Annotated in this window: 21 protein-coding genes; 12 read left to right on the top strand and 9 right to left on the bottom strand. The window is 56.4% G+C overall.

Annotated features, from left to right (window positions below):
* Nucleotides 1-85: 85 nt before the first annotated feature.
* From ACQUTP_RS10970 to ACQUTP_RS10960, 3 genes are read left to right on the top strand one after another with little or no spacing between them, the layout of a single operon-like run.
* The gene (locus tag ACQUTP_RS10970; RefSeq protein ID WP_004886070.1) at nt 86-1,171 is read left to right on the top strand and encodes an efflux RND transporter periplasmic adaptor subunit; all 1,086 of its coding nucleotides are present in this window, start codon (nt 86-88) and stop codon (nt 1,169-1,171) included.
* Nucleotides 1,172-4,237: an efflux RND transporter permease subunit gene (locus tag ACQUTP_RS10965; protein WP_285755674.1), complete on the top strand. Its 3,066-nt coding sequence runs from the start codon at nt 1,172-1,174 to the stop codon at nt 4,235-4,237.
* A gap of 38 nt (nt 4,238-4,275) precedes the next feature.
* Entirely contained in the window at nt 4,276-5,199 is a 924-nt protein-coding gene (locus ACQUTP_RS10960) for an acyltransferase (RefSeq protein WP_074186554.1), read from the top strand.
* Between the two features lie 16 nt (nt 5,200-5,215).
* On the opposite strand, the gene ACQUTP_RS10955 is transcribed toward ACQUTP_RS10960, so the two are convergent.
* Nucleotides 5,216-5,722, bottom strand: coding sequence for a hypothetical protein (locus ACQUTP_RS10955; RefSeq protein WP_017899621.1), 507 nt, complete (start codon nt 5,720-5,722; stop codon nt 5,216-5,218).
* Between the two features lie 53 nt (nt 5,723-5,775).
* Complete coding sequence (locus ACQUTP_RS10950; RefSeq protein WP_162492928.1) at nt 5,776-6,072, bottom strand: hypothetical protein; 297 nt, start codon at nt 6,070-6,072, stop codon at nt 5,776-5,778.
* Between the two features lie 370 nt (nt 6,073-6,442).
* On the opposite strand from ACQUTP_RS10950, the gene ACQUTP_RS10945 reads away from it, so the two are divergent.
* Together ACQUTP_RS10945 and ACQUTP_RS10940 are read left to right on the top strand one after the other, a co-directional pair.
* Nucleotides 6,443-6,655 (top strand): biofilm development regulator YmgB/AriR family protein, encoded by a 213-nt coding sequence (locus ACQUTP_RS10945; RefSeq protein ID WP_004886058.1) that lies wholly within the window; start codon nt 6,443-6,445, stop codon nt 6,653-6,655.
* 82 nt (nt 6,656-6,737) lie between these two features.
* Nucleotides 6,738-7,292, top strand: a complete 555-nt coding sequence (locus ACQUTP_RS10940; protein WP_017899620.1) for a helix-turn-helix transcriptional regulator — start codon at nt 6,738-6,740, stop codon at nt 7,290-7,292.
* A gap of 41 nt (nt 7,293-7,333) precedes the next feature.
* Here the strand turns inward: ACQUTP_RS10940 and ACQUTP_RS10935 are convergent, their stop codons facing one another.
* Together ACQUTP_RS10935 and ACQUTP_RS10930 are read right to left on the bottom strand one after the other, a co-directional pair.
* A complete protein-coding gene (locus ACQUTP_RS10935) occupies nt 7,334-8,068 on the bottom strand; it encodes a MerR family transcriptional regulator (RefSeq protein WP_004886056.1) in 735 nt (244 codons plus the stop codon).
* Nucleotides 8,069-8,222: 154 nt separating this feature from the next.
* On the bottom strand, nt 8,223-9,434 hold the full coding sequence (locus ACQUTP_RS10930; RefSeq protein ID WP_032455737.1) for a diguanylate phosphodiesterase: 1,212 nt from the start codon (nt 9,432-9,434) through the stop codon (nt 8,223-8,225).
* A gap of 329 nt (nt 9,435-9,763) precedes the next feature.
* Here ACQUTP_RS10930 and ycgZ point away from each other — a divergent pair, with 329 nt between their 5' ends.
* From ycgZ to ACQUTP_RS10915, 3 genes are all read left to right on the top strand, one after another.
* Nucleotides 9,764-10,009, top strand: coding sequence for a regulatory protein YcgZ (ycgZ, locus tag ACQUTP_RS10925; RefSeq protein WP_004151693.1), 246 nt, complete (start codon nt 9,764-9,766; stop codon nt 10,007-10,009).
* Nucleotides 10,010-10,133: 124 nt separating this feature from the next.
* The gene (locus ACQUTP_RS10920; protein WP_285755673.1) at nt 10,134-10,439 is read left to right on the top strand and encodes a hypothetical protein; all 306 of its coding nucleotides are present in this window, start codon (nt 10,134-10,136) and stop codon (nt 10,437-10,439) included.
* Between the two features lie 51 nt (nt 10,440-10,490).
* Nucleotides 10,491-10,757, top strand: coding sequence for a biofilm development regulator YmgB/AriR family protein (locus tag ACQUTP_RS10915; protein ID WP_004886050.1), 267 nt, complete (start codon nt 10,491-10,493; stop codon nt 10,755-10,757).
* 109 nt (nt 10,758-10,866) lie between these two features.
* On the opposite strand, the gene pgl is transcribed toward ACQUTP_RS10915, so the two are convergent.
* On the bottom strand, nt 10,867-11,862 hold the full coding sequence (gene pgl / locus ACQUTP_RS10910) for a 6-phosphogluconolactonase (RefSeq protein WP_004886043.1): 996 nt from the start codon (nt 11,860-11,862) through the stop codon (nt 10,867-10,869).
* A gap of 227 nt (nt 11,863-12,089) precedes the next feature.
* Here pgl and ACQUTP_RS10905 point away from each other — a divergent pair, with 227 nt between their 5' ends.
* Nucleotides 12,090-12,908 carry a pyridoxal phosphatase gene (locus ACQUTP_RS10905; RefSeq protein WP_004886041.1) on the top strand — a complete coding sequence of 273 codons (819 nt, stop codon included), beginning with the start codon at nt 12,090-12,092 and terminating at the stop codon, nt 12,906-12,908.
* Here ACQUTP_RS10905 and modC read toward each other — a convergent pair whose 3' ends face one another.
* From modC to ACQUTP_RS10885, 4 genes are all read right to left on the bottom strand, one after another.
* Entirely contained in the window at nt 12,909-13,967 is a 1,059-nt protein-coding gene (modC, locus tag ACQUTP_RS10900; RefSeq protein ID WP_004886036.1) for a molybdenum ABC transporter ATP-binding protein ModC, read from the bottom strand.
* A 2-nt stretch (nt 13,968-13,969) separates the two neighbouring features.
* Nucleotides 13,970-14,659 (bottom strand): molybdate ABC transporter permease subunit, encoded by a 690-nt coding sequence (gene modB / locus ACQUTP_RS10895; RefSeq protein WP_004886033.1) that lies wholly within the window; start codon nt 14,657-14,659, stop codon nt 13,970-13,972.
* On the bottom strand, nt 14,659-15,432 hold the full coding sequence (modA, locus tag ACQUTP_RS10890; RefSeq protein ID WP_004886031.1) for a molybdate ABC transporter substrate-binding protein: 774 nt from the start codon (nt 15,430-15,432) through the stop codon (nt 14,659-14,661). Before modA ends, modB begins: the two co-directional genes overlap by 1 nt.
* A gap of 142 nt (nt 15,433-15,574) precedes the next feature.
* Nucleotides 15,575-15,724 (bottom strand): AcrZ family multidrug efflux pump-associated protein, encoded by a 150-nt coding sequence (locus tag ACQUTP_RS10885; RefSeq protein ID WP_002895156.1) that lies wholly within the window; start codon nt 15,722-15,724, stop codon nt 15,575-15,577.
* A 153-nt stretch (nt 15,725-15,877) separates the two neighbouring features.
* Between ACQUTP_RS10885 and modE the strand changes: the two genes are divergently transcribed.
* The 3 genes from modE (at nt 15,878) to galE (ending at nt 19,432) form a co-directional block, all read left to right on the top strand.
* On the top strand, nt 15,878-16,666 hold the full coding sequence (gene modE / locus ACQUTP_RS10880; RefSeq protein WP_004886029.1) for a molybdenum-dependent transcriptional regulator: 789 nt from the start codon (nt 15,878-15,880) through the stop codon (nt 16,664-16,666).
* Between the two features lie 67 nt (nt 16,667-16,733).
* Nucleotides 16,734-18,206, top strand: a complete 1,473-nt coding sequence (modF, locus tag ACQUTP_RS10875) for a molybdate ABC transporter ATP-binding protein ModF (RefSeq protein WP_032455736.1) — start codon at nt 16,734-16,736, stop codon at nt 18,204-18,206.
* 209 nt (nt 18,207-18,415) lie between these two features.
* Nucleotides 18,416-19,432: a UDP-glucose 4-epimerase GalE gene (gene galE, locus ACQUTP_RS10870; protein WP_017899610.1), complete on the top strand. Its 1,017-nt coding sequence runs from the start codon at nt 18,416-18,418 to the stop codon at nt 19,430-19,432.

Genomic DNA, 19,432 nt, shown 5'->3' with positions numbered 1-19,432 from the left:
CTATCTGGTTGTCGCCGCCCTCGCCGAATAAGCGTGCGCCGCGTAATAAAAATGTAAAATAAATCCTGAATCTGAGGGGAATACTGTGAACCGTTATTTTTCTCTCATCCCGGTTGTTATTTTATTGACAACCGCTTGCGATCAGAAATCGCCGTCCGTCGAGTCCGCCCCGCGCATGGTCAAGGTGGCGCAGGTGACCGCCGTGGGCAATACCCAGCAGCGAACGTTTCCGGCACGTATCGAGTCTGGCGACTCCACCGAGCTGTCGTTTAAGCGGGGGGGCCAGGTGGAATCGCTGGATATTCGCCAGGGGGCGACCATCGCCCAGGGACAAACGCTGGCGCGCCTGAATGCCCGCGAGGCCCAACAGCGGGTCAATGAACGACAAACGGCGGCCACCCTCGCCCAGCGTCAGTTCGACCGCTTCCAGACCCTGGCGGGACGTCAGGCCATCTCCCAGGCGGAAATGGACGTGCAGCGCGCCAATCGCGATGCCGCCAACGCGGCCTTAAAAATCGCCCGTGAAGAGCTGGCGCAAATGAGCCTCACCGCGCCCTTCGGCGGGATTGCCGCCGGCGTGCATATCCGCAACCATCAGGTGGTCGCCGCCGGCCAGCCGGTGATCACCCTGACGCGGACCGACCTGCTGGATGTAGTCTTCAGCATTCCCGAAAATCTGTTCACCTCCCTGGATATCCGTAATACCGCCTACCGTCCCGTCGTCAGGATCAATACCCTGCCGGGCCGCGAATTTACGGCGGAATACAAAGAGCATACCGGCAGCAGCGATAACAGCACCCTCACCTGGCAGATCATTTTAACCATGCCGCGGCCGGATGATTTTCCCACCGTCGGCGGGGTTAGCGGCACCGTGACGGTCAACCTCGGCAATTTACCGGCCAGCGCCGGAAGGGAAACCCTCGTGGTGCCAGTGGAGGCGGTGTTTAACCCGGATAACCGGCCGAAGAATGAACCCATCGTCTGGGTGGTGAAAGGCGACAATGCGCATCGGTTTCTTGAAGAGCGCAAAGTCACCGTCGGCGAGGTGACCGCGCAGGGAGTGACTATCACCGACGGTCTCCACGCGGGTGAGCAGGTGGTCGCGGCGGGCGTGAGCGAGCTGCATGCCGGGCAGCCGGTGCGGATCTGGACGCGTGAACGAGGATTATAAATGGACATTTCCCGTCAGTTTATTAATAACCCGACCCGCGTCTGGTTAGCCATTCTGCTGCTGGGGGTGGGGGGTCTGTTCGCCCTGCTCAATATCGGCCGTCTGGAAGATCCGGCCTTCACCATTAAAACGGCGGTGATCGTCACCCACTACCCTGGCGCGTCCGCTCAGCAGGTGGAGGAGGAGGTGACCCTGCCGCTGGAAAATGCGATTCAGCAGCTTCCCTCACTGGATAACGTCAGCTCCATCTCCTCAAATGGCTTATCGCAAATTACGGTGAATATCGCTTCGCAGTACCATTCCAGCGAGCTGCCGCAAATCTGGGATGAGCTACGTCGCCGCGTCGGTGACGCCAGCCGACTTTTCCCGCCTGGCGTCGTGACCCCCTTCGTCAATGACGACTTTGGCGATGTGTTTGGCTTTTTCTTCGCCATCTCGGGCGACAGTTTTACCAACCCCGAACTGGTGCGCTATGCCGAACAGCTGCGTCGGGAGCTGGTGCTGGTTCCTGGGGTCGGTAAAGTCGCTATCGGCGGCGTCATTCCGCAACAGATCAATGTTGATATCTCGCTGGCGAAGATGGCGGCGCGCGGGATCACGCTCAACCAGCTCGCCGCTATCCTGACCCGGCTCAACGTGGTGTCCAGCGCCGGAGAGATCCGCGTTGGCAGCGAATCGATCCGCCTTCACCCCACCGGGGAGTTTCAGAGCATCGATGAGCTGGGGGATCTGCTGGTCAGCCCTCACGGCGCCAGCGCCACCACCCGACTGCGGGATATTGCCACACTGTCGCGCGGGCTGACCGATTCGCCGTCCAGTATCTATCATGCCAACGGCCGCCAGGCGGTGACCATGGGGGTCTCTTTTATTCCTGGCGTCAACGTCATTGACGTCGGGCACGCCCTTGAAGCCCGCCTCCAGCAGATGGCCGCCGACAAACCGGCGGGGATCGACATCGCCATTTTTTACGATCAAGCGGCAGAGGTCGCCCACTCGGTCAATGGCTTTATTACCAACTTCCTGATGGCCCTTGCGATCGTGGTCGGCGTGCTGTTGGTGTTCATGGGGGTGCGCAGCGGGATCATTATCGCCCTGTCGCTGGCGCTCAACGTTCTCGGCACCCTGCTTATCATGTATATCTGGGGGATAGAGTTACAGCGGATCTCCCTCGGGGCGCTGATCATCGCCCTGAGTATGCTGGTGGACAATGCCATCGTTATTGTCGAAGGGGTGCTGATCGCCCGCCAGCAAGGTTCGCCGCTGCTGGGCGCCATTAACTATGTGATCCGCCGCTCCGCCCTGCCGCTGCTCGGCGCCACGATCATCGCCATCCTCGCCTTCGCGCCGATTGGCCTCTCGCAGGACTCCACCGGGGAGTATTGCAAATCCCTGTTCCAGGTGCTGCTGATCTCGCTGATGCTAAGCTGGTTCTCCGCCCTGACCATCACGCCGGTACTCATTAAGTGGTGGTTGTTTAAACACGCCCCGTCGGCCGCCGCGTCGGCGGAAAAAGCCGATCCATACCGCGGCCGCTTTTATCGCGGCTATCAACAGACGCTGCGAATACTGCTGCAGCAAAAGACCGTGACCCTGGTGCTGATGGGCGCCCTGCTGGCCGCGGCTATCTGGGGCTTCACCTTCGTTCGGCAGAATTTCTTTCCGTCATCGAATACGCCCATTTTCTTTGTCGACCTGTGGCTCCCCTACGGTACCGATATTAACGCCACCGAGCAGATGACCCGCGATATTGAGCGGTCGATCGCCGGCCAGCCGGGGGTAGTCACCACCGTCGCCACCATTGGCCAGGGCAGTATGCGTTTTATTCTTACCTACAGCGGCCAGCGGCAGTACAGCAACTACGCGCAAATTATGGTGCGGATGGACGACCAGCGCGGCATCGCCCCCGTCACCCGCCACGTGGAAGCCTGGATCGCCAGAAACTACCCGCAGGTGAACGCCAGCACTAAACGCATTATGTTCGGCCCCTCCGGGGATAGCGCAATTGAGGTGCGCATTAAGGGCCCTGACCCGGATACGCTGCGCGCGCTGGCCAGTCAGGTGAGAGATATTCTCGCCGAAGATCCGGCCACCGACAGCGTGCGTAACGACTGGCAGAACCGCAGCAAGGTGATCCGCCCGCAGTACTCCCCGGCGCTGGGGCGCGAGCTGGGGGTGGATAAACAGGACATTGATCATGCGCTGGAGATGAATTTCTCCGGCAGTCGCGCCGGGTTATATCGCGAGGGCGCCGATCTGCTGCCGGTGATCGTCCGGCCGCCGGCAACGGAGCGACAGGATGCCAACCACCTGAATAACGTGCTGGTCTGGAGCCAGAGCCGCCAGCAGTATATCCCGTTGAGTAACGTCATCCATGGCTTCTCACTGGAGTGGGAAGATCCATTGATTCTCCGCCGGGATCGCACCCGGGTGCTGACGGTCCAGACCGACCCCAGTCCGCAAAGCGGCCAAACCTCGGGTGATATTCTCGCCCGGGTGAAACCACGCATTGACGCATTGACGCTGCCGCATGGCTACCGTATCGAATGGGGCGGCGATGCGGAGAATTCCAGTGAGGCGCAGCAAGGGCTGTTCACGACCCTACCGCTTGGCTATCTGGTGATGTTTATCATTACGGTACTGATGTTCAGTTCGCTAAAAAACGCCGTCGCCATCTGGCTGACCGTCCCGCTGGCGCTGATCGGCGTCACGCCCGGCTTTTTGCTGACCGGCATCCCCTTCGGCTTTATGGCTTTAATCGGCCTTCTCAGCCTCAGCGGCATGCTGATCCGCAACGGCATTGTGCTGGTGGAAGAGATAGAGCAACAAAAACAAGAGAAAGATCAACGACAAGCGATCATTGATGCGGCAACATCCCGTCTGCGGCCAATCCTGCTGACCGCCTTCACCACCGTGCTTGGCCTTGCCCCGCTGCTGCGCGATGTTTTTTTCCAGAGTATGGCGGTGGTGATTATGTTCGGTCTGGCCTTCGCCACCGTGCTGACGCTGCTGGTTCTGCCGGTGATTTACGCCTGCTTTCACCATAAGGATATGACGCCTCAACGATGAACAGTACCGGTCTGAGCATTATTAAGACACTCGGCTGTATGACAGCGGTGACTTTTTTCACCATCTATAACACCTGGGATCGCTTTGATTATGATTATCACTGGATCCTCGGGCTGCTGACCTTCGTCTCGACCATCGCCACGCCGCTGTTTTTTGTGGTGGCCGGCTATCTTGATGCGCAGACGCGCCACGACGCCAACTGGCAAATTGGCAAAATTAAAAGCGTGGTGATCGTCTTTCTGTTTTGGATGACGGTCTATTATGTCTGGGAGCCTTATCAGCGCGGCTACCTGATCCAGCCCTGGTTTATTTTCGCCCTGATCGTCATCTATACCTTCCATCCCCTGATTGCCTGGCTCAGTCAGCGGCGCGGCCTGTTTTTCACCGTGGTCCTGACGCTGCTGTGCTGCTCTTATGGTTACGACCTGCTCTCAGTGCTCTATCCGGAAAGACATCTTTTCAGTCTGGCGCCGCAGTATCGTCTGTGGACATGGCTACTTTTTTATTTAACCGGGCAGTTGTTTAACGATCCGCGAGTCACGGAGTGGATACGCGACCCGCGGGTCATTAAAGGGTCGATTATCGCCCTGCCCTTTGTCTATTTATTTACCTGGTTTTATGAGCGCCACTTTTTCTTCGCGCTGTTTAAAGCCGATCGCAATGCGTTCATTCTCACGGGGTCGCAGATTTATATTCTGATCGTCCTGCTGGTGATCGCCGCTAACGCCGTGCAGTTTAAAAAGAACCGCGAGCTGAAGGAGGCGGTGCTGGCGACGGTTAGCAAAGCGATGACCGGGGTCTATATTCTGCACTACTCCGTTTTTCACCTGCTGGTGATGCTGATCCCTATACACTCGTTAGCCACCAAGCTGGGAGTGATTGCGCTAACGTTTGTCCTGTCGGTGCTCATTTCCCTTGCCGCGCTCTCCAGTACGCTGCTCAAGAAGGTGATAACCCTGTAACCGACAACGCGGCGATTTAGCGGAAGCTCCACTGAATGCTGATCACAAACACGCTGGGAATAATGATGCCACTCTCAAGAGCGAAATAGTCGGTAAAGTTGTACTGGATGGCATGGTAAATATAAGGTGAAAAGCCGATCCCGGTGGCATCCTTAAAATCTTTATAGGAGCCATGATCGCCGCAATGCTCGAAGGCGTCGAAGAAGAATTCGCCGGTATAGCCGTAAATGCCTTTGAAGGTCCATCCGCTGCCGTTGTGGTACCAGTCTCTTCTCACGCCCAGCGCCAGGCAGCGATCGTCGAAGCTATTATTCATAGTGCCAATCAGCAGACTGTATTTCGAGTCTTCTGAGAATTTACGTTCCACTGAGAAAAAGTGGTTTTCGAAATTCTCAGTATATTGCCCATGGTTATTGGTCAAATGGTAAACATAGGAACCGGTATTCATCGAATAGAGGTTAATCTCTTTCGCCTGCGCGAGAGTCGCTAACCCGGCCAGGAGCATTACGGTTCTACCGCGCATTTTCCCTCCTCAGTCTTCAAGGCCTGTCCATGGACAGATAGCTTCTGCCATATTTATCCGTCGGGACAAGGGGAAAAGCCCGAGAGGGAAATGGGGGAAAGATAACGATGCCCAACCGCCACATCGTTATTAAAAAGCGTAGCACACCCCTTATCCGCCAACAAACTGAGCAAACCGACAACGAAATGACCGATGTGTTTCCCTTTACCTAATTGTGCAAAAAAAAGACAAAACCTCACCTGCTTTTCGTTATGATCAGCGTCCGACGCGGAAGAAAGCCACCTGTCGACGACAGAGTTGCTGTGTACCCCTTCCTGCGTCGGCGCTATTTCATCCAGCACGCCGGTCAAAACATCACCTTCTCATTATCGTCAGCCTCTTCCCGCCAGTTTTACAAAGGTATCTTGCACAAACCGGATTTTATGTACAAGTAATGCAGACAACAAAATTCTTTAAAATCAATCGATTAATACAAAATACAAAAATAAGTCGTTCCGTTGTACATATAGTCCTGAAAAAAGTTGTACATAGCAGAATCACCGTCTATAGTTTTGGAGTGTTAACTGCTTGTTGCGCAACGAAGCGGGGATGTTTAACAGTGGCGCGGCAAGTCAGGCGGTGGTTCCTGGTTTTGCATTTCCTGTTCGTGACTTAGCGCGTACCAATGGTACGTAGCGACTTTTATTGTCAGTTTGCGTTATACGTGGGAGAGTTCGAGCTATGCATATTAAAAATACCATTCCAGCAGAGTTTGTCTTCAATTCGGCCCTGATGAAGAATATTGAAAATACGCTCATTAAGCAGCACAGAACGATAAATAATGAGCGGATGATTACGGAAATCCAGCATCGCCTGCAAACGGAAAGTAATGAAATACTTTCCGACCTCTATTTGCAGGCGCTGGATATGCTGTCCAGCAAACCTCATCATTAATTAACCGCGCGGAGCTGGCAGCAGGCTCAACCCTGCGGTGCCGGCACGCCTGGGTCTCTATCGGCTAACTGAGGCAAATAAAATGTCACACCATAATACCTGCTATCGTACTGAACATTACGATCTGTGGTTTGATAATCGTTTTCTTCTCTACGGGATGTCGCTGATCCTGAATAGTCTGCCGGCATCTTACTTTCGCAAAAAACATGTTTTCTTTACCAGCGACAATTATTTCGCAGTACTGCAGCACAACTATAACCGTCGGGATACGTTATTTATTCTGTTAACCGAAGGCAACGATCTTAATTTTCTGAGTGAACTGCCTATGCTGCGCTTACCGGCCAATTCAACGCCGGAAGAGTTAAAGATATTTCTGCACCAGCCCACCCGCTACTATAAAACCCACCCGGCGCCGGGCGCCTCGGTGCAGTTTACCGAGCGGGAAAAGAAAGTTATTCAACTTATCAGCAATGGCGAAGCGGTCGCCAGCATTGGCCGGTCGCTGAATCTGCATATTAAAACTATTTATCAGATCCGGCTGAATCTGATTAAAAAGCTCGGCTGTAGCGGTAGGACCGATTTTTTTAATATCAGCCGCAGCGAAACCTTTAAATCCTGGAGCCAGATCCACCTGTAACCCGGCGCGTTAGCCCCGGTCTGCTTTGCGGATCGGGGCGATTAATTATTACCGTGAAAATGGATGCTGAAGCCCTGCTCTTGCCAGTGGCTGAGCAGCTCTTCCTGCAGAGGGGTGGCAGCGCGTCCGGTCCAGACGAAGATGTGCTGGCCGGGAAACAGCTCGGGCCGCGGCGACTCCAGCGGTTCAGCGAGGACGTTGACGTGCCAGCCACGCTGGGAAAGACGCCATGCCTCCAGCCACAGACGGGTCCTGTCCTCATTGCTCCAGCCCACCAGCAGCGTCTCCCTGCCGTTCTTCTTACGCGCTTCGGCAAGAAACAGCGCCACGCAGTCAATCAACAGACCATCCAGCATACTGCTAATCACCAGCGAGGTATTCTGATCGAGCTTCAGACGCTGACGTACCGGCACTAACAGGCTGTCGATGAGCGTGTCGACGGGGTGTTGATGGCTTAGTGCCAGTAATTTGGCACGGATTCTGGCAGGCTGCATATAACGCAGAATGGACATCATCTCTTCCTGAAGATGCGCGGATTCGTCGCGCGCCGCCGGCAGGTTATCCTCCAGCAGCGCTTTAACTTTCCCTACTGATACACCGCGCTCTATCCAGCGCTTGATCTCTTCAATGCGCAGGATATCTTCTTCATCAAATTGTCGATGCCCACCTTCGCTACGCTGCGGTTTCAGTAGACCGTAACGACGCTGCCAGGCGCGCAGTGTGACCGGATTGATTCCGCAACGTTCGGCTACCTCACCGATACTGTAAAACGCCATAGCAGCCTCACATCAATCTGATACTTTAATACCTAAACTAACGAATTCAGGCATCCTGTACAACTCTATTTTCTTGTACAGATAAAGATATCAGGTTGTGGCTCACAGCGCTTGGGAAAAAGATGAAAAAATAATTAGCTGATTTCGAGATGGATCATTTTTTCTCTGGCCAGGCGACGGCAGGCAAGCCTCCCAGACGCGCGCTGGCGAACAAATTCCCTTGAAACTGCGAAATACCGGCTGATTCCAGCCACATCCACTCTTCAGCGCGCTCAACGCCGACGGCTGAGACCGCAATCTCCAGTGAAAAACAGCATTTGATAATCGCCTGTACAATCGACTGGCGCGGCCCATCCTGGTGGATATTGCGGATCAGCTCATGGTCGATTTTAATTCTGTCGGGCTGGTATTGCGCCAGCAGTGACAGCCCGGCAAACCCGGCGCCGAAGTGGTCGATGGCGAGATTGATGCCTGCCCCCTTTAGCTTTCGCACCGCATCGGTAAAATCATCCATCCGCGAAATCACTTCCCGCTCGGTAAACTCGACAATAATCTGCTCAGGAATAAGATCATTACGCTGAATTTGATCGAGCAGGAAACCCACCGCGTTCGGCGCTTTAACCAGCGTCATCGGCAGTAGATTAATACTTAACGCCTTATTACGTAACCCTAATTTCCCCGCCAGCGACAGCGCCACCCGTTTACTGTGCAGATCGGCGAGATAAATGTCGTCACCGGAAAGCCCGGCAAAATAGGCGCCAGGCGACTGGCCGTCCGGTGCGCGTAACAGCGCTTCCCACGAAATAATTTCGCAGGCGAAAGGGTCGACGATCGGCTGGAAGGCAAAGGACCAGCTTTCATTATTATCACTTATCGGGGTATCAGGATAGAAAGTATTCTGATCGGGGATAAATACCCAGCTGTCAGCGGAAGGAATCTCAAAATAGTTCGCTTTTTCCGTTGATTCGACGAAGGTACGGAAAAATTGCAGTGCCCGGTCGTCATAGGTGAGCTGATATTTTGAGGTCCCGCGGTCCATCACCGTCTGCAGCACTTCCTCGCGATCATGTTCGCGTAAATCAAACAGTTCCATGCCGACATTACCGAAACGGCGGGACGGCGCATAGTCGCACAGAAGCTCCACCAGGTTATAGTGGCGGGGATCGCGGCAAATATGCTGATAAATATCCCGAACCTTTTCTTCAGGCCCCTCAATGAGTTGAAAAAAATGCGTCCCGTTAAAAAGTAAAATACCGGTGACATCCGCCTGCCCATTTCTCTCGTTTGCCCTGGCAACCATGGCCTCGATCGATTTGAATGAGACATTGTCGCAAATATGGCTGCGATAAATGATGGTGGTTAGCATAGTGATTCCAGATGGGAGGGATAAGCATTCACAGTAGCAGTTATCAGGCTAATCGTCTTGTAAAACTAGGTTTTGTCTTAACAAAAAAGATACACTAAAAATCCATGTTTTGTGCAAGGCTTTTGCATTTTTCTTTTCTTGTACAACATGCAACGCTAACCCCTACCTTTACAAACCAGAATCTCGCCAAACACAAAAAAATTAACTTAATATAAATCAGAATCTTAACATTTTTTGAATCATTTCTGTGCAACTTTGTGTGTACAGGTTAATAATTATTGTATAAGTTTAATGACAGTTAACAGATGAATGAAATGAAAGGAGCACATATGCAGCAGAATGGTTACATTCCAGATACAGCGAACGCAATTGCCCAGTATTTCAACAAAGCATCGTTACCTTCCCAGCAGGAAACGCTGGGTCAGATTGTGATGGATATTCTCAACGAAGGGCGTCATCTCAACCGCAAAGCGCTGTGCACCAAACTGTTGAGCCGCCTCGACCGCGCCCGTGCCCCAGAGGAAGAGAGTCACTATCAGACCTTAATTGGTCTGCTGTTTGCCGGTCAGGAATAACGTCATCGATCGTCGCCTGTTGCGCCGCAGTAGCAGATGAGGGGCGATCGCATCCACAAACCTGCTGCTGACCTGAATGCCCGTTCGCAGGTTCAGGGAGAGAGTGGCATGCAGAGAGACGGTTATGAATAGCAGTGAAACTGAGGAAATCACCGATGAGATCATCGGCGAGGCGGTGCTCGCGCTTCTGAAAACGAATCGCCCGATTACCACCCCGACCCTGCTGGTTCGACTTCGGTTGATGCAGGCGACAGAGTCAGACCGACAGCGAAGAAAGGTCATCGCTGCTGTGATCGAAGAAATTTGCACGAAGCTTGCCCTTCAGCGCAAGCAAGCGCCTTTGCAGGTAAAGAAAATCAATGGCCGTTGGGAAACCCGAGGTTCGCCGACACAAAGCGCCATGGCGCTGGAAGGTAAAAAGATCCACTGAGTCTCCCAACCATGGTGAATAACACAGAGTGAGAATGTGATGAGACAGACTATGCATCAGCAACCCGATATTTACGCAGGACTGCAGGACACCGCGCTCTCCGACTATTTCCGTAACGCCGGTGATAAGCTGGTTGATGAGTCCGCCGTGATGTCGCTGGCCATCAACAGTATTCTCCAGTCCGAGGGTCACTTGAACAATAAGGCCATTATTTTATGGTTGATTCAGGCGCTGGAAAGCACCGATGACGTGGTGACCGCAGACGTGATCCGTAAAACGCTGGAGATTGTCGTCGGCTACACCATGGACGATATCTAAAGCCATCACGCTTCAGGTCTACCAGGGCAACACCTTCCCTACAGAGCCTGTCCGCTCTGATCAAAAAAACCTCGCTCACGCGAGGTTTTTTCTTTTACCGCCTGACGGATCAGTGAGCGTTGACCACCACCCACATCGGTCCCTGCCCGACCGCATAGCGGCCTTTCTCCTGCAGCAGCCCCTGCTCGCCGGTAATTTCGTACACCGCGATATGGTGCGACTTCTGCCCGGCGGCAATCAGATACTTACCGCTGTGATCGAGGTTAAAGCCGCGCGGCTGGGTCTCGGTCGGCTGATAGCCTTCCACCGCCAGCACGCTACCATCTTCCGACACGCTGAACACCGTGATGATGCTGGCGGTACGATCGCAGGCGTACAAATGACGCCCGTCCGGAGTGATATGAATATCCGCCGCCCAGCGCACGCCGGTGAAATCAGGCGGCATCATATCCAGAGTTTGTACACATTCGATGTTGCCATTCGGGTCTTTCAGCTCCCAAACGTCAATTGAGCTGTTCAGCTCATTGACGCAGTAACCATACTGCTGATTCGGATGGAACACCATGTGGCGCGGACCCGCCCCCTCGACGGTGGTGACTTCCGCTGGCTCCTGGGCGGAGAGGAAACCATCTTCGCTGAGGGTAAACAGGCAGATGCGATCCTGCTTCAGCGCCGGCACCCACAGGGTACGGTTGTCAGGGGAGATATTGGCCGAGTGGCAGCCTTCCAGCCCTTCCACCACGGTGATAGTTTCACCCGGCAGGCCATCCTGCAGCGGGGTCACGCTGACGCAGCCCTGATTGTAGGAGGCGCTGAAGACAAAGCGGCCATGATGATCGGTAGAAATGTGGGTCGGGCTGCCCGGCAGCGCCGCTTCCCCCGCAAAGGTCAACGCCCCGTTATCCGGCGTGATGCGATAAGCTAACACGCGAAACTCCGGACGAACGCCAACGTACAGATACTCCTTATTGGGACTGACCACCATCGGCTGGACCTGACCCGGGGCATCAACCACCTGCACCAGCGTCAGTTTGCCGTCCGCTTCAAGACTCCAGACGTGGATTTGTTGGCTTTCCGGGCTGGCGGTATAAACGGTTTGTTTCATGACTACTCCTTCCCTCACTGCACGTGGATTTTTCATTTTCAGGATAACAGCACCCTGAAAATTATAAGACATCCGCCCATGATACTCGCATCGCCGACCGAATTACCGACGGAAGGCGGCACAAAGGGCATACAGACATTCACGGCAGATGTGGAAAAATTGGTCCTGACGCCACGGCGGTGTACCATCATGGCCAGGTACTTTTCAACATCAACCGGAAATAACACATGACAACACGCGTGATTGCCCTGGATTTAGACGGCACCCTGCTTACCAGCAAAAAAACCATCCTGCCCGCTTCGCTGGAAGCGCTGGCCCGCGCCAGAGAGGCGGGCTACCAGGTGATCGTCGTTACCGGACGTCATCACGTCGCTATTCATCCTTTTTATCAGGCACTGGCCCTCGATACACCTGCAATTTGTTGTAATGGCACTTATTTGTATGATTATCACGCAAAAAAGGTTTTGGCGGCCGATCCTATGTCGGTGGAACACGCGGTAAGCCTCACCGCCATGCTCGCCGAACAGCAGATCCACGGTCTGGCCTATGTGGATGACGCGATGCTTTACGAACAGCCCACCGGGCATGTGATCCGCACCCGCAACTGGGCGCAGGCGCTACCGGAGGATCAGCGCCCGGTCTTCAGCCAGGTCGACTCGCTGGCGCAGGCGGTCCGCGAGGTCAAAGCGGTATGGAAATTCGCCCTCACCGACGATGACATTCCCCGTCTGCAGCGCTTTGCGCAGGAGGTCGGCGAGACGCTGGGCCTGGCGTGCGAATGGTCGTGGCACGACCAGGTGGATATTGCCCGCGCCGGCAACAGCAAAGGCAAACGCCTGGCGCAGTGGGTCGCTGACCAGGGGCTGTCGATGCAGAATGTGGTGGCCTTCGGCGATAACTACAACGATCTGAGTATGCTGGAAGCAGCAGGCACCGGGGTGGCGATGGGCAATGCGGTGGACGAGGTCAAAGCCCGCGCCAACGTGGTCATCGGGGACAATGAGTCCGCCAGCATCGCCGAGTTCATCTACCGTCAGCTGCTGTGATCAGGCGGCGATCGACACGCTTTTGATCTGGGCAAACACCTGCTGGCCTGGCGCTATCGCCAGGTCATCCCGCGCCCACGGGCTGATTCGAGCCCACAGAGGATGGCCGCTCACCCTGAGCTGAACCTCGATCTGTCCGTTGACCTCCAGACACTGAACCACCTCGGCGCGCAAGATGTTGCGGATGCTGGTGGCGGACGGCTGGGCCAGCACCAGCGAAACATCCGACGCCTGAATGCGGATCCGCGCGGTATCACCTGCGGGACGTTCGAGCCGGTTGACCCACAGCATTTGATCCCCCAGCGTCAGCGCGGTCATCGCGTACTGCGGATGCTGCGCGGCGATGGTGGCGCTGAGGATCGTACTCTGCTGTTCCGCCGGCAGCCAGGGGTGCATCACGCTGCTGCTCCAGACCTCCTCCAGCGGACCGAAAGCCTTCACCTTACCGGCCTCCAGCACCAGCACGCGATCGGCCAGATGCTGGATCTCGTCCAGCGAGTGGCTGACGTAAAGCATCGGAATATGGATCTCCTGCGCCAGTCGCTGCAAATAGGGCAACAGTTCGCGTTTGCGCGGAATATCCAGCGAGGCCAGCGGCTCGTCCAGCAGCAGCAGCTCCGGCGCGGTCAGCAAAGCGCGGCCGATGGCTACACGCTGCTTTTCGCCGCCGGATAACCGGCCAGGCAGGCGATCCAGCAAGGGAGCGATCCCCAGCAGCTCCACCAGCTTATCGAACTGGCTGACCATGGATTTCGCCATGCCGTACTGTAGATTGCCGCGCACTTTATAGTGGGGAAACAGGCGCGCATCCTGAAAGACATAGCCGATCCGCCGCTGCTCCGGCGCCAGGCAGATACGCTGCGCGGTGTCGTTCAGCACCCTGCCGTTGAGCACGATCCGCCCCGCCTGCGGCCGGGTCAGGCCGCTGATAGCGTTGATCAACGACGTTTTCCCGGCGCCGGAGACGCCAAAGATGGCGGTGATCCCGCTGCTGGGCAGCGTTTCACGGATCTGCAGACAGTGGCTGCCGAGGGTCTGGGTAAAGTCCAGCTCCAGCATCATTATCCTCCTATGCGCTGGCGGCTCACGCGGGCCAGCCATTCTGATATCAAGAGCGAGACCAGCGCCAGGCCGATAGCGATGAGGCACAGGCGAGCCGCCGCCCCCTCCCCGCCCGGAGTCTGGATCAGGGTGTACATCGCCGAAGGCAGGGTACGCGTTTCGCCGGGAATATTGGAGACGAAGGTGATGGTCGCGCCAAATTCCCCTAACGAGCGGGCGAAGGCCAGCACCGTGCCAACAATAATTCCCGGCAGAGTCAGCGGCAGCGTAATGGTGAAAAATACCCGCCAGCGGCTGGCCCCGAGGGTTCTCGCCGCCTGCTCCAGTTTGATGTCCACCCCCTCCAGCGCCAGGCGGATGGCGCGCACCATCAGCGGGAAAGACATCACCGCCGCCGCCAGCACCGCCCCGCGCCAGCTGAAGGCAAAGCTGATGCCGAACCAGTCATACAGCCAGCTGCCAATAAACCCGCGCCGCCCCATGGCCACCAGCAGCAGATATCCCACCACCACCGGCGGCAGCACCAGCGGCAGATGGAGAAGGCTGTCGAGCAGCGCCTTGCCGGGGAAGGTGCGCCTGACCAGCAGCCAGGAAAAAAAGATGCCAAAGGGCAGGCTCAAGGCCACCGCCAGGGAGGAGACTTTCAGGCTCAGCAGCACCGCCTGCCATTCGGGTTCGCTCAGAAACATCAGCGGGTGGTAAATCCGTAACGTTGGAAAATCGCGGACGCTTCAGGCCCTTTCAGGTAGTCATAGAAAGCGCTCACGGCCGCATTGCGGTGGCCATCGACAATCGCCAGCGGGTATTCGACTTTCTGATGCGACGCCTCCGGGAAGGTGCCCACCACTTTCACCCCTTTGCTGGCCACGGCATCCGATCCGTAGACGATGCCCAACGGCGCTTCGCTACGCTCCACCAGCGCCAGCGCGCCGCGCACGTCTTCCGCCGGCGCAAGCTTCGGCGACAGGGTCTCCCAGGCGCCCAGTTTCTGCAGCGCTTCTTTGGCGTAGATCCCTGCCGGAACGTGCTGCGGATCGCCCACCGCCAGACGGCCCCCTTTCAGCAGGCTGGTCCAGTCGGTTTTCTCATCAATGGTAATCGCACCCTGCGCGCTGGCTTTCGGCGCCACCACCACCAGGCTGTTGCCAAGCAGGGTGGCGCGGGTCGCCGGATCGATGGCCTTTTTGTCAGCCGCGTAGTCCATCCACTTTTGATCGGCGGAGATAAACAGATCCGCCGGGGCGCCTGCTTCAATCTGCCGCGCCAGCGTCGACGACGAGGCAAACGACGAGACGACCTCGACGTTTTTCTCTTTCTTATACGCCTGGGCGATATCCTGCATCGCGTTGGTTAACGATGCGGCGGCGAAAACGGTCACTTTCCCCTCTGCCGCCAGCGCCTGACCCGCGACGCACAGCGTGAGTGATACCCCGATAACCCCGCGTAACCAAGAACCTGCCATCTGAATCTCCTGTCAATGCGTTATGTATTCGACAATATAACGATATGCAGAGCATTTTTATAGTGACACAGGACAATAAAACGAAGGGAAATGATACAGGAGGGAAATAGCACAGCGCCCGGTTAAACCGGGCGCCGGGAAATCAATGATTTTGCTGGCTGCGATCTTTGTGGCCTACGCCGGAGAAGAGGTTGAACACTTCGCCAAGACCGTAAATCAATCCCAGGATGACCGCCATCACCACCGGTACCATGATGACCGCAAAAACCAGACTTTTCAAAAGCTCTAACATGGTTCACTCCAGATAGTATGATTTGCTGATTGTAACGGTTTCAGCCGAAAAAACACGCCCCATTTGTGCGGTGGGTAATGACAAAACCGCGCACAGAGGTTTTGCAACTGGGTGACTATCGGTCACAATACGCTTTTTTGTCAGGAAACGATTATGCAGGCTGAAATTCTTCTCACCCTTAAGCTACAGCAGCGCCTGTTTGCCGACCCCCGGCGGATCGCCCTGCTCAAACAGATTGACCAGACCGGCTCGATAAGCCAGGGGGCGAAGCACGCGGGCATCAGCTATAAAAGCGCGTGGGATGCCATCAACGAGATGAACCAGCTCAGCGAACAGCCGCTGGTGGATCGCGCCACCGGCGGCAAAGGCGGCGGCGGCGCGGTGCTGACCCGCTACGGGCAGCGTCTGATCCAACTGTACGATCTGCTGGCGCAGATCCAGCAGAAAGCGTTTGATGTGCTCAGCGATGACGACGCCCTGCCACTGGACAGCCTGCTGGCGGCCATCTCGCGCTTTTCCCTGCAGACCAGCGCCCGCAACCAGTGGTTCGGCACCATTACCGGCCGCGATCGCCAGCAGGTGCAGCAGCACGTTGAGGTGCTGCTGGCCGACGGTCAGACCCGCCTGAACGTCGCCATTACCGCCCAGAGCGCTGAAAAGCTGGGGCTCGATGAGGGCCAGGAGGTGCTGGTTCTGTTGAAAGCGCCCTGGGTCGGCATCACCCTCGACCCGGCGGTGGCCCGCCAGGCCGAAAACCAGCTGTCGGGTCGTATCAGCCATATCGAATGCGGCTCCGGGCAGTGCGAAGTGCTGATGACGCTGGCCGACGGTCAGACCCTGTGCGCCACTCTGCCACAGGCGCAGACGTCTGGCCTGACGGAAGGGACGGAGGCGATCGCTTACTTCAACGCCGATCGCATCATTCTCGCTACGTTATGCTGACCCCATTGACATTGCGCGCCTGAAGTCGTATCCCTGATGCACATCGCTGCAAAAAATGGGATACATCATGTCATCATTGCAAATTTCGCAAGGCACGTTTCGCCTGAGCGATACAAAAACCTTAAAAATAGACCACCTGAGCGTGGCGGCGGGTGAAAGCTGGGCGTTCGTCGGCAGCAACGGCAGCGGCAAATCCGCCCTCGCGCGAGCCCTGGCCGGCGACCTGACCCTGCTCAGCGGTCAGCGCGAAAGCCACTTCTCCCGCGTAACACGCCTCTCCTTCGAACAGCTGCAGAAGCTGGTCAGCGACGAGTGGCAGCGCAATAACACCGACCTGCTCAGCCCCGGAGAAGAAGATACCGGCCGCACCACTGCGGAGATTATTCAGGACGAGGTGAAAGATCCTGCCCGCTGCGCGCAGCTTGCCGAACAGTTTGCCATCAGCGCCCTGTTGGACCGCCGCTTTAAGTATCTATCCACTGGCGAAACGCGTAAGACCCTGCTGTGCCAGGCCCTGATGAGCGATCCGCAACTGCTGATCCTCGACGAGCCTTTCGACGGCCTCGACGTCAACTCCCGCCAGCAGTTGGCCGCGCTGCTGGCCGACCTGCATCGCGCCGGCCTCACCCTGGTGCTGGTGCTCAACCGCTTCGATGAGATCCCGGAGTTTGTGCAATACGCCGGCGTGCTGGCTGATTGCCTCCTCAGCGAGACCGGCGAGAAGCGCGCTCTTCTGCAGCAGGCGCTGGTCGCTCAGCTGGCGCACAGTGAAAAACTGGACGGCATCACCTTGCCTGAGCCAGATGTACCACCAGCCCGTCATGCGCTGGCAGACTCGGCGCCGCGTATCGTGCTCAATGACGGCGTGGTCTCCTACAACGATCGTCCGGTCATCAACCATCTCTCATGGACCGTGAGCCCGGGCGAACACTGGCAGATCGTCGGCCCCAACGGCGCCGGTAAATCCACGCTGCTGAGCCTTATCACCGGCGATCATCCGCAGGGCTACAGCAACGATCTCACCCTCTTTGGCCGCCGCCGCGGCAGCGGCGAGACCATCTGGGATATTAAAAAGCATATCGGCTACGTCAGCAGCAGCCTGCATCTGGACTACCGGGTCAGCACCAACGTCCGCAACGTTATTCTGTCGGGCTATTTTGACTCGATCGGCATTTATCAGGCGGTGTCCGATAAACAGCATAAGCTGGTGCAGCAATGGCTGGATATTCTCGGCATCGATAAGCGCACCGCCGACGCGCCGTTTCACAGCCTGTCGTGGGGCCAGCAGCGGCTGGCGCTTATCGTTCGCGCGCTGGTCAAGCATCCAACCCTGCTGATCCTCGATGAACCTCTGCAGGGGCTGGATCCCCTCAATCGCCAGCTGGTACGCCGCTTTGTCGACGTCCTGATTGGCGAAGGCGCCACGCAGCTGCTGTTTGTCTCGCACCATGCGGAAGATGCCCCGGACTGTATTACCCATCGCCTGGCATTCGTTCCCAGTGAAGACGGTTACACTTATCAGCTCGGCCCCGTGGCCTGACGCCTCCTGCCGGGGATCGAAAGATCCCTGGTATTTTTCAGAAAAATAGCGCCAACCTCATATAACCAATTGTATATAAAACAAAATAAATTAAATGATGTCGTTTCACCCTCAAGTGTAAACGATTCCACTAACTTGTTCTGTGTCACACTTTTCACTTCTTTGATATGCTATCTTCCTCATACACGATAAGCCGAATGGAGCGAATCATGAAAGTTCTGGTTACAGGTGGTAGCGGTTACATTGGAAGTCATACCTGCGTTCAACTGCTGCTGCAGGGGCATGAGGTGGTGATCCTCGACAATCTCTGCAACAGCAAGCGCAGCGTACTGCCGGTGATTGAGCGTCTCGGCGGCAAAAAAGCCACCTTTATTGAAGGCGATATTCGTAATGAAGCGCTGATGACCGAGATCCTCCACGACCACGCCATTGAAGCGGTGATCCACTTCGCCGGGCTGAAGGCCGTCGGGGAGTCCGTCGCCAAACCGCTGGAATATTACGACAATAACGTCACCGGCACACTGAAATTAGTCTCCGCCATGCGCGCCGCGGGCGTGAAGAACTTCATCTTTAGCTCCTCCGCCACCGTCTACGGCGACCAGCCGAAAATCCCGTATGTCGAAAGCTTCCCGACTGGCACCCCGCAAAGCCCCTACGGTAAAAGCAAACTGATGGTGGAGCAGATCCTGACCGACCTGCAGAAAGCCCAGCCGGAGTGGAGCATTGCCCTGCTGCGCTACTTCAACCCGGTCGGCGCCCATCCGTCGGGCGACATGGGTGAAGACCCGCAGGGGATCCCGAATAACCTGATGCCCTACATCGCCCAGGTCGCCGTTGGCCGTCGCGAATCGCTGGCCGTGTTTGGTAACGACTACCCGACCGAAGATGGCACCGGCGTGCGCGATTATATCCACGTGATGGACCTCGCTGACGGTCACGTCGCGGCCATGGAAAAACTGGCTGACAAAGCCGGGGTTCATATCTACAACCTTGGCGCCGGCGTCGGCAGCAGCGTGCTCGACGTGGTCAATGCTTTCAGCAAAGCCTGCGGCAAACCGATTAACTACCATTTCGCGCCGCGCCGCGATGGCGACCTCCCGGCCTACTGGGCGGATGCCGCCAAGGCCGACCGCGAGCTGAACTGGCGCGTGACGCGCAACCTGGACGAAATGGCGCAGGACACCTGGCACTGGCAGTCCCGCCATCCGCAGGGTTATCCAGACTAA

The organism is Klebsiella sp. 2-CIP_Kleb. (assembly GCF_050378715.1).
Lineage (GTDB): Bacteria > Pseudomonadota > Gammaproteobacteria > Enterobacterales > Enterobacteriaceae > Klebsiella > Klebsiella quasipneumoniae.
Note: the sequence above shows the minus strand (reverse complement) of the source record. Positions and strands in the feature narration are given on the sequence as shown.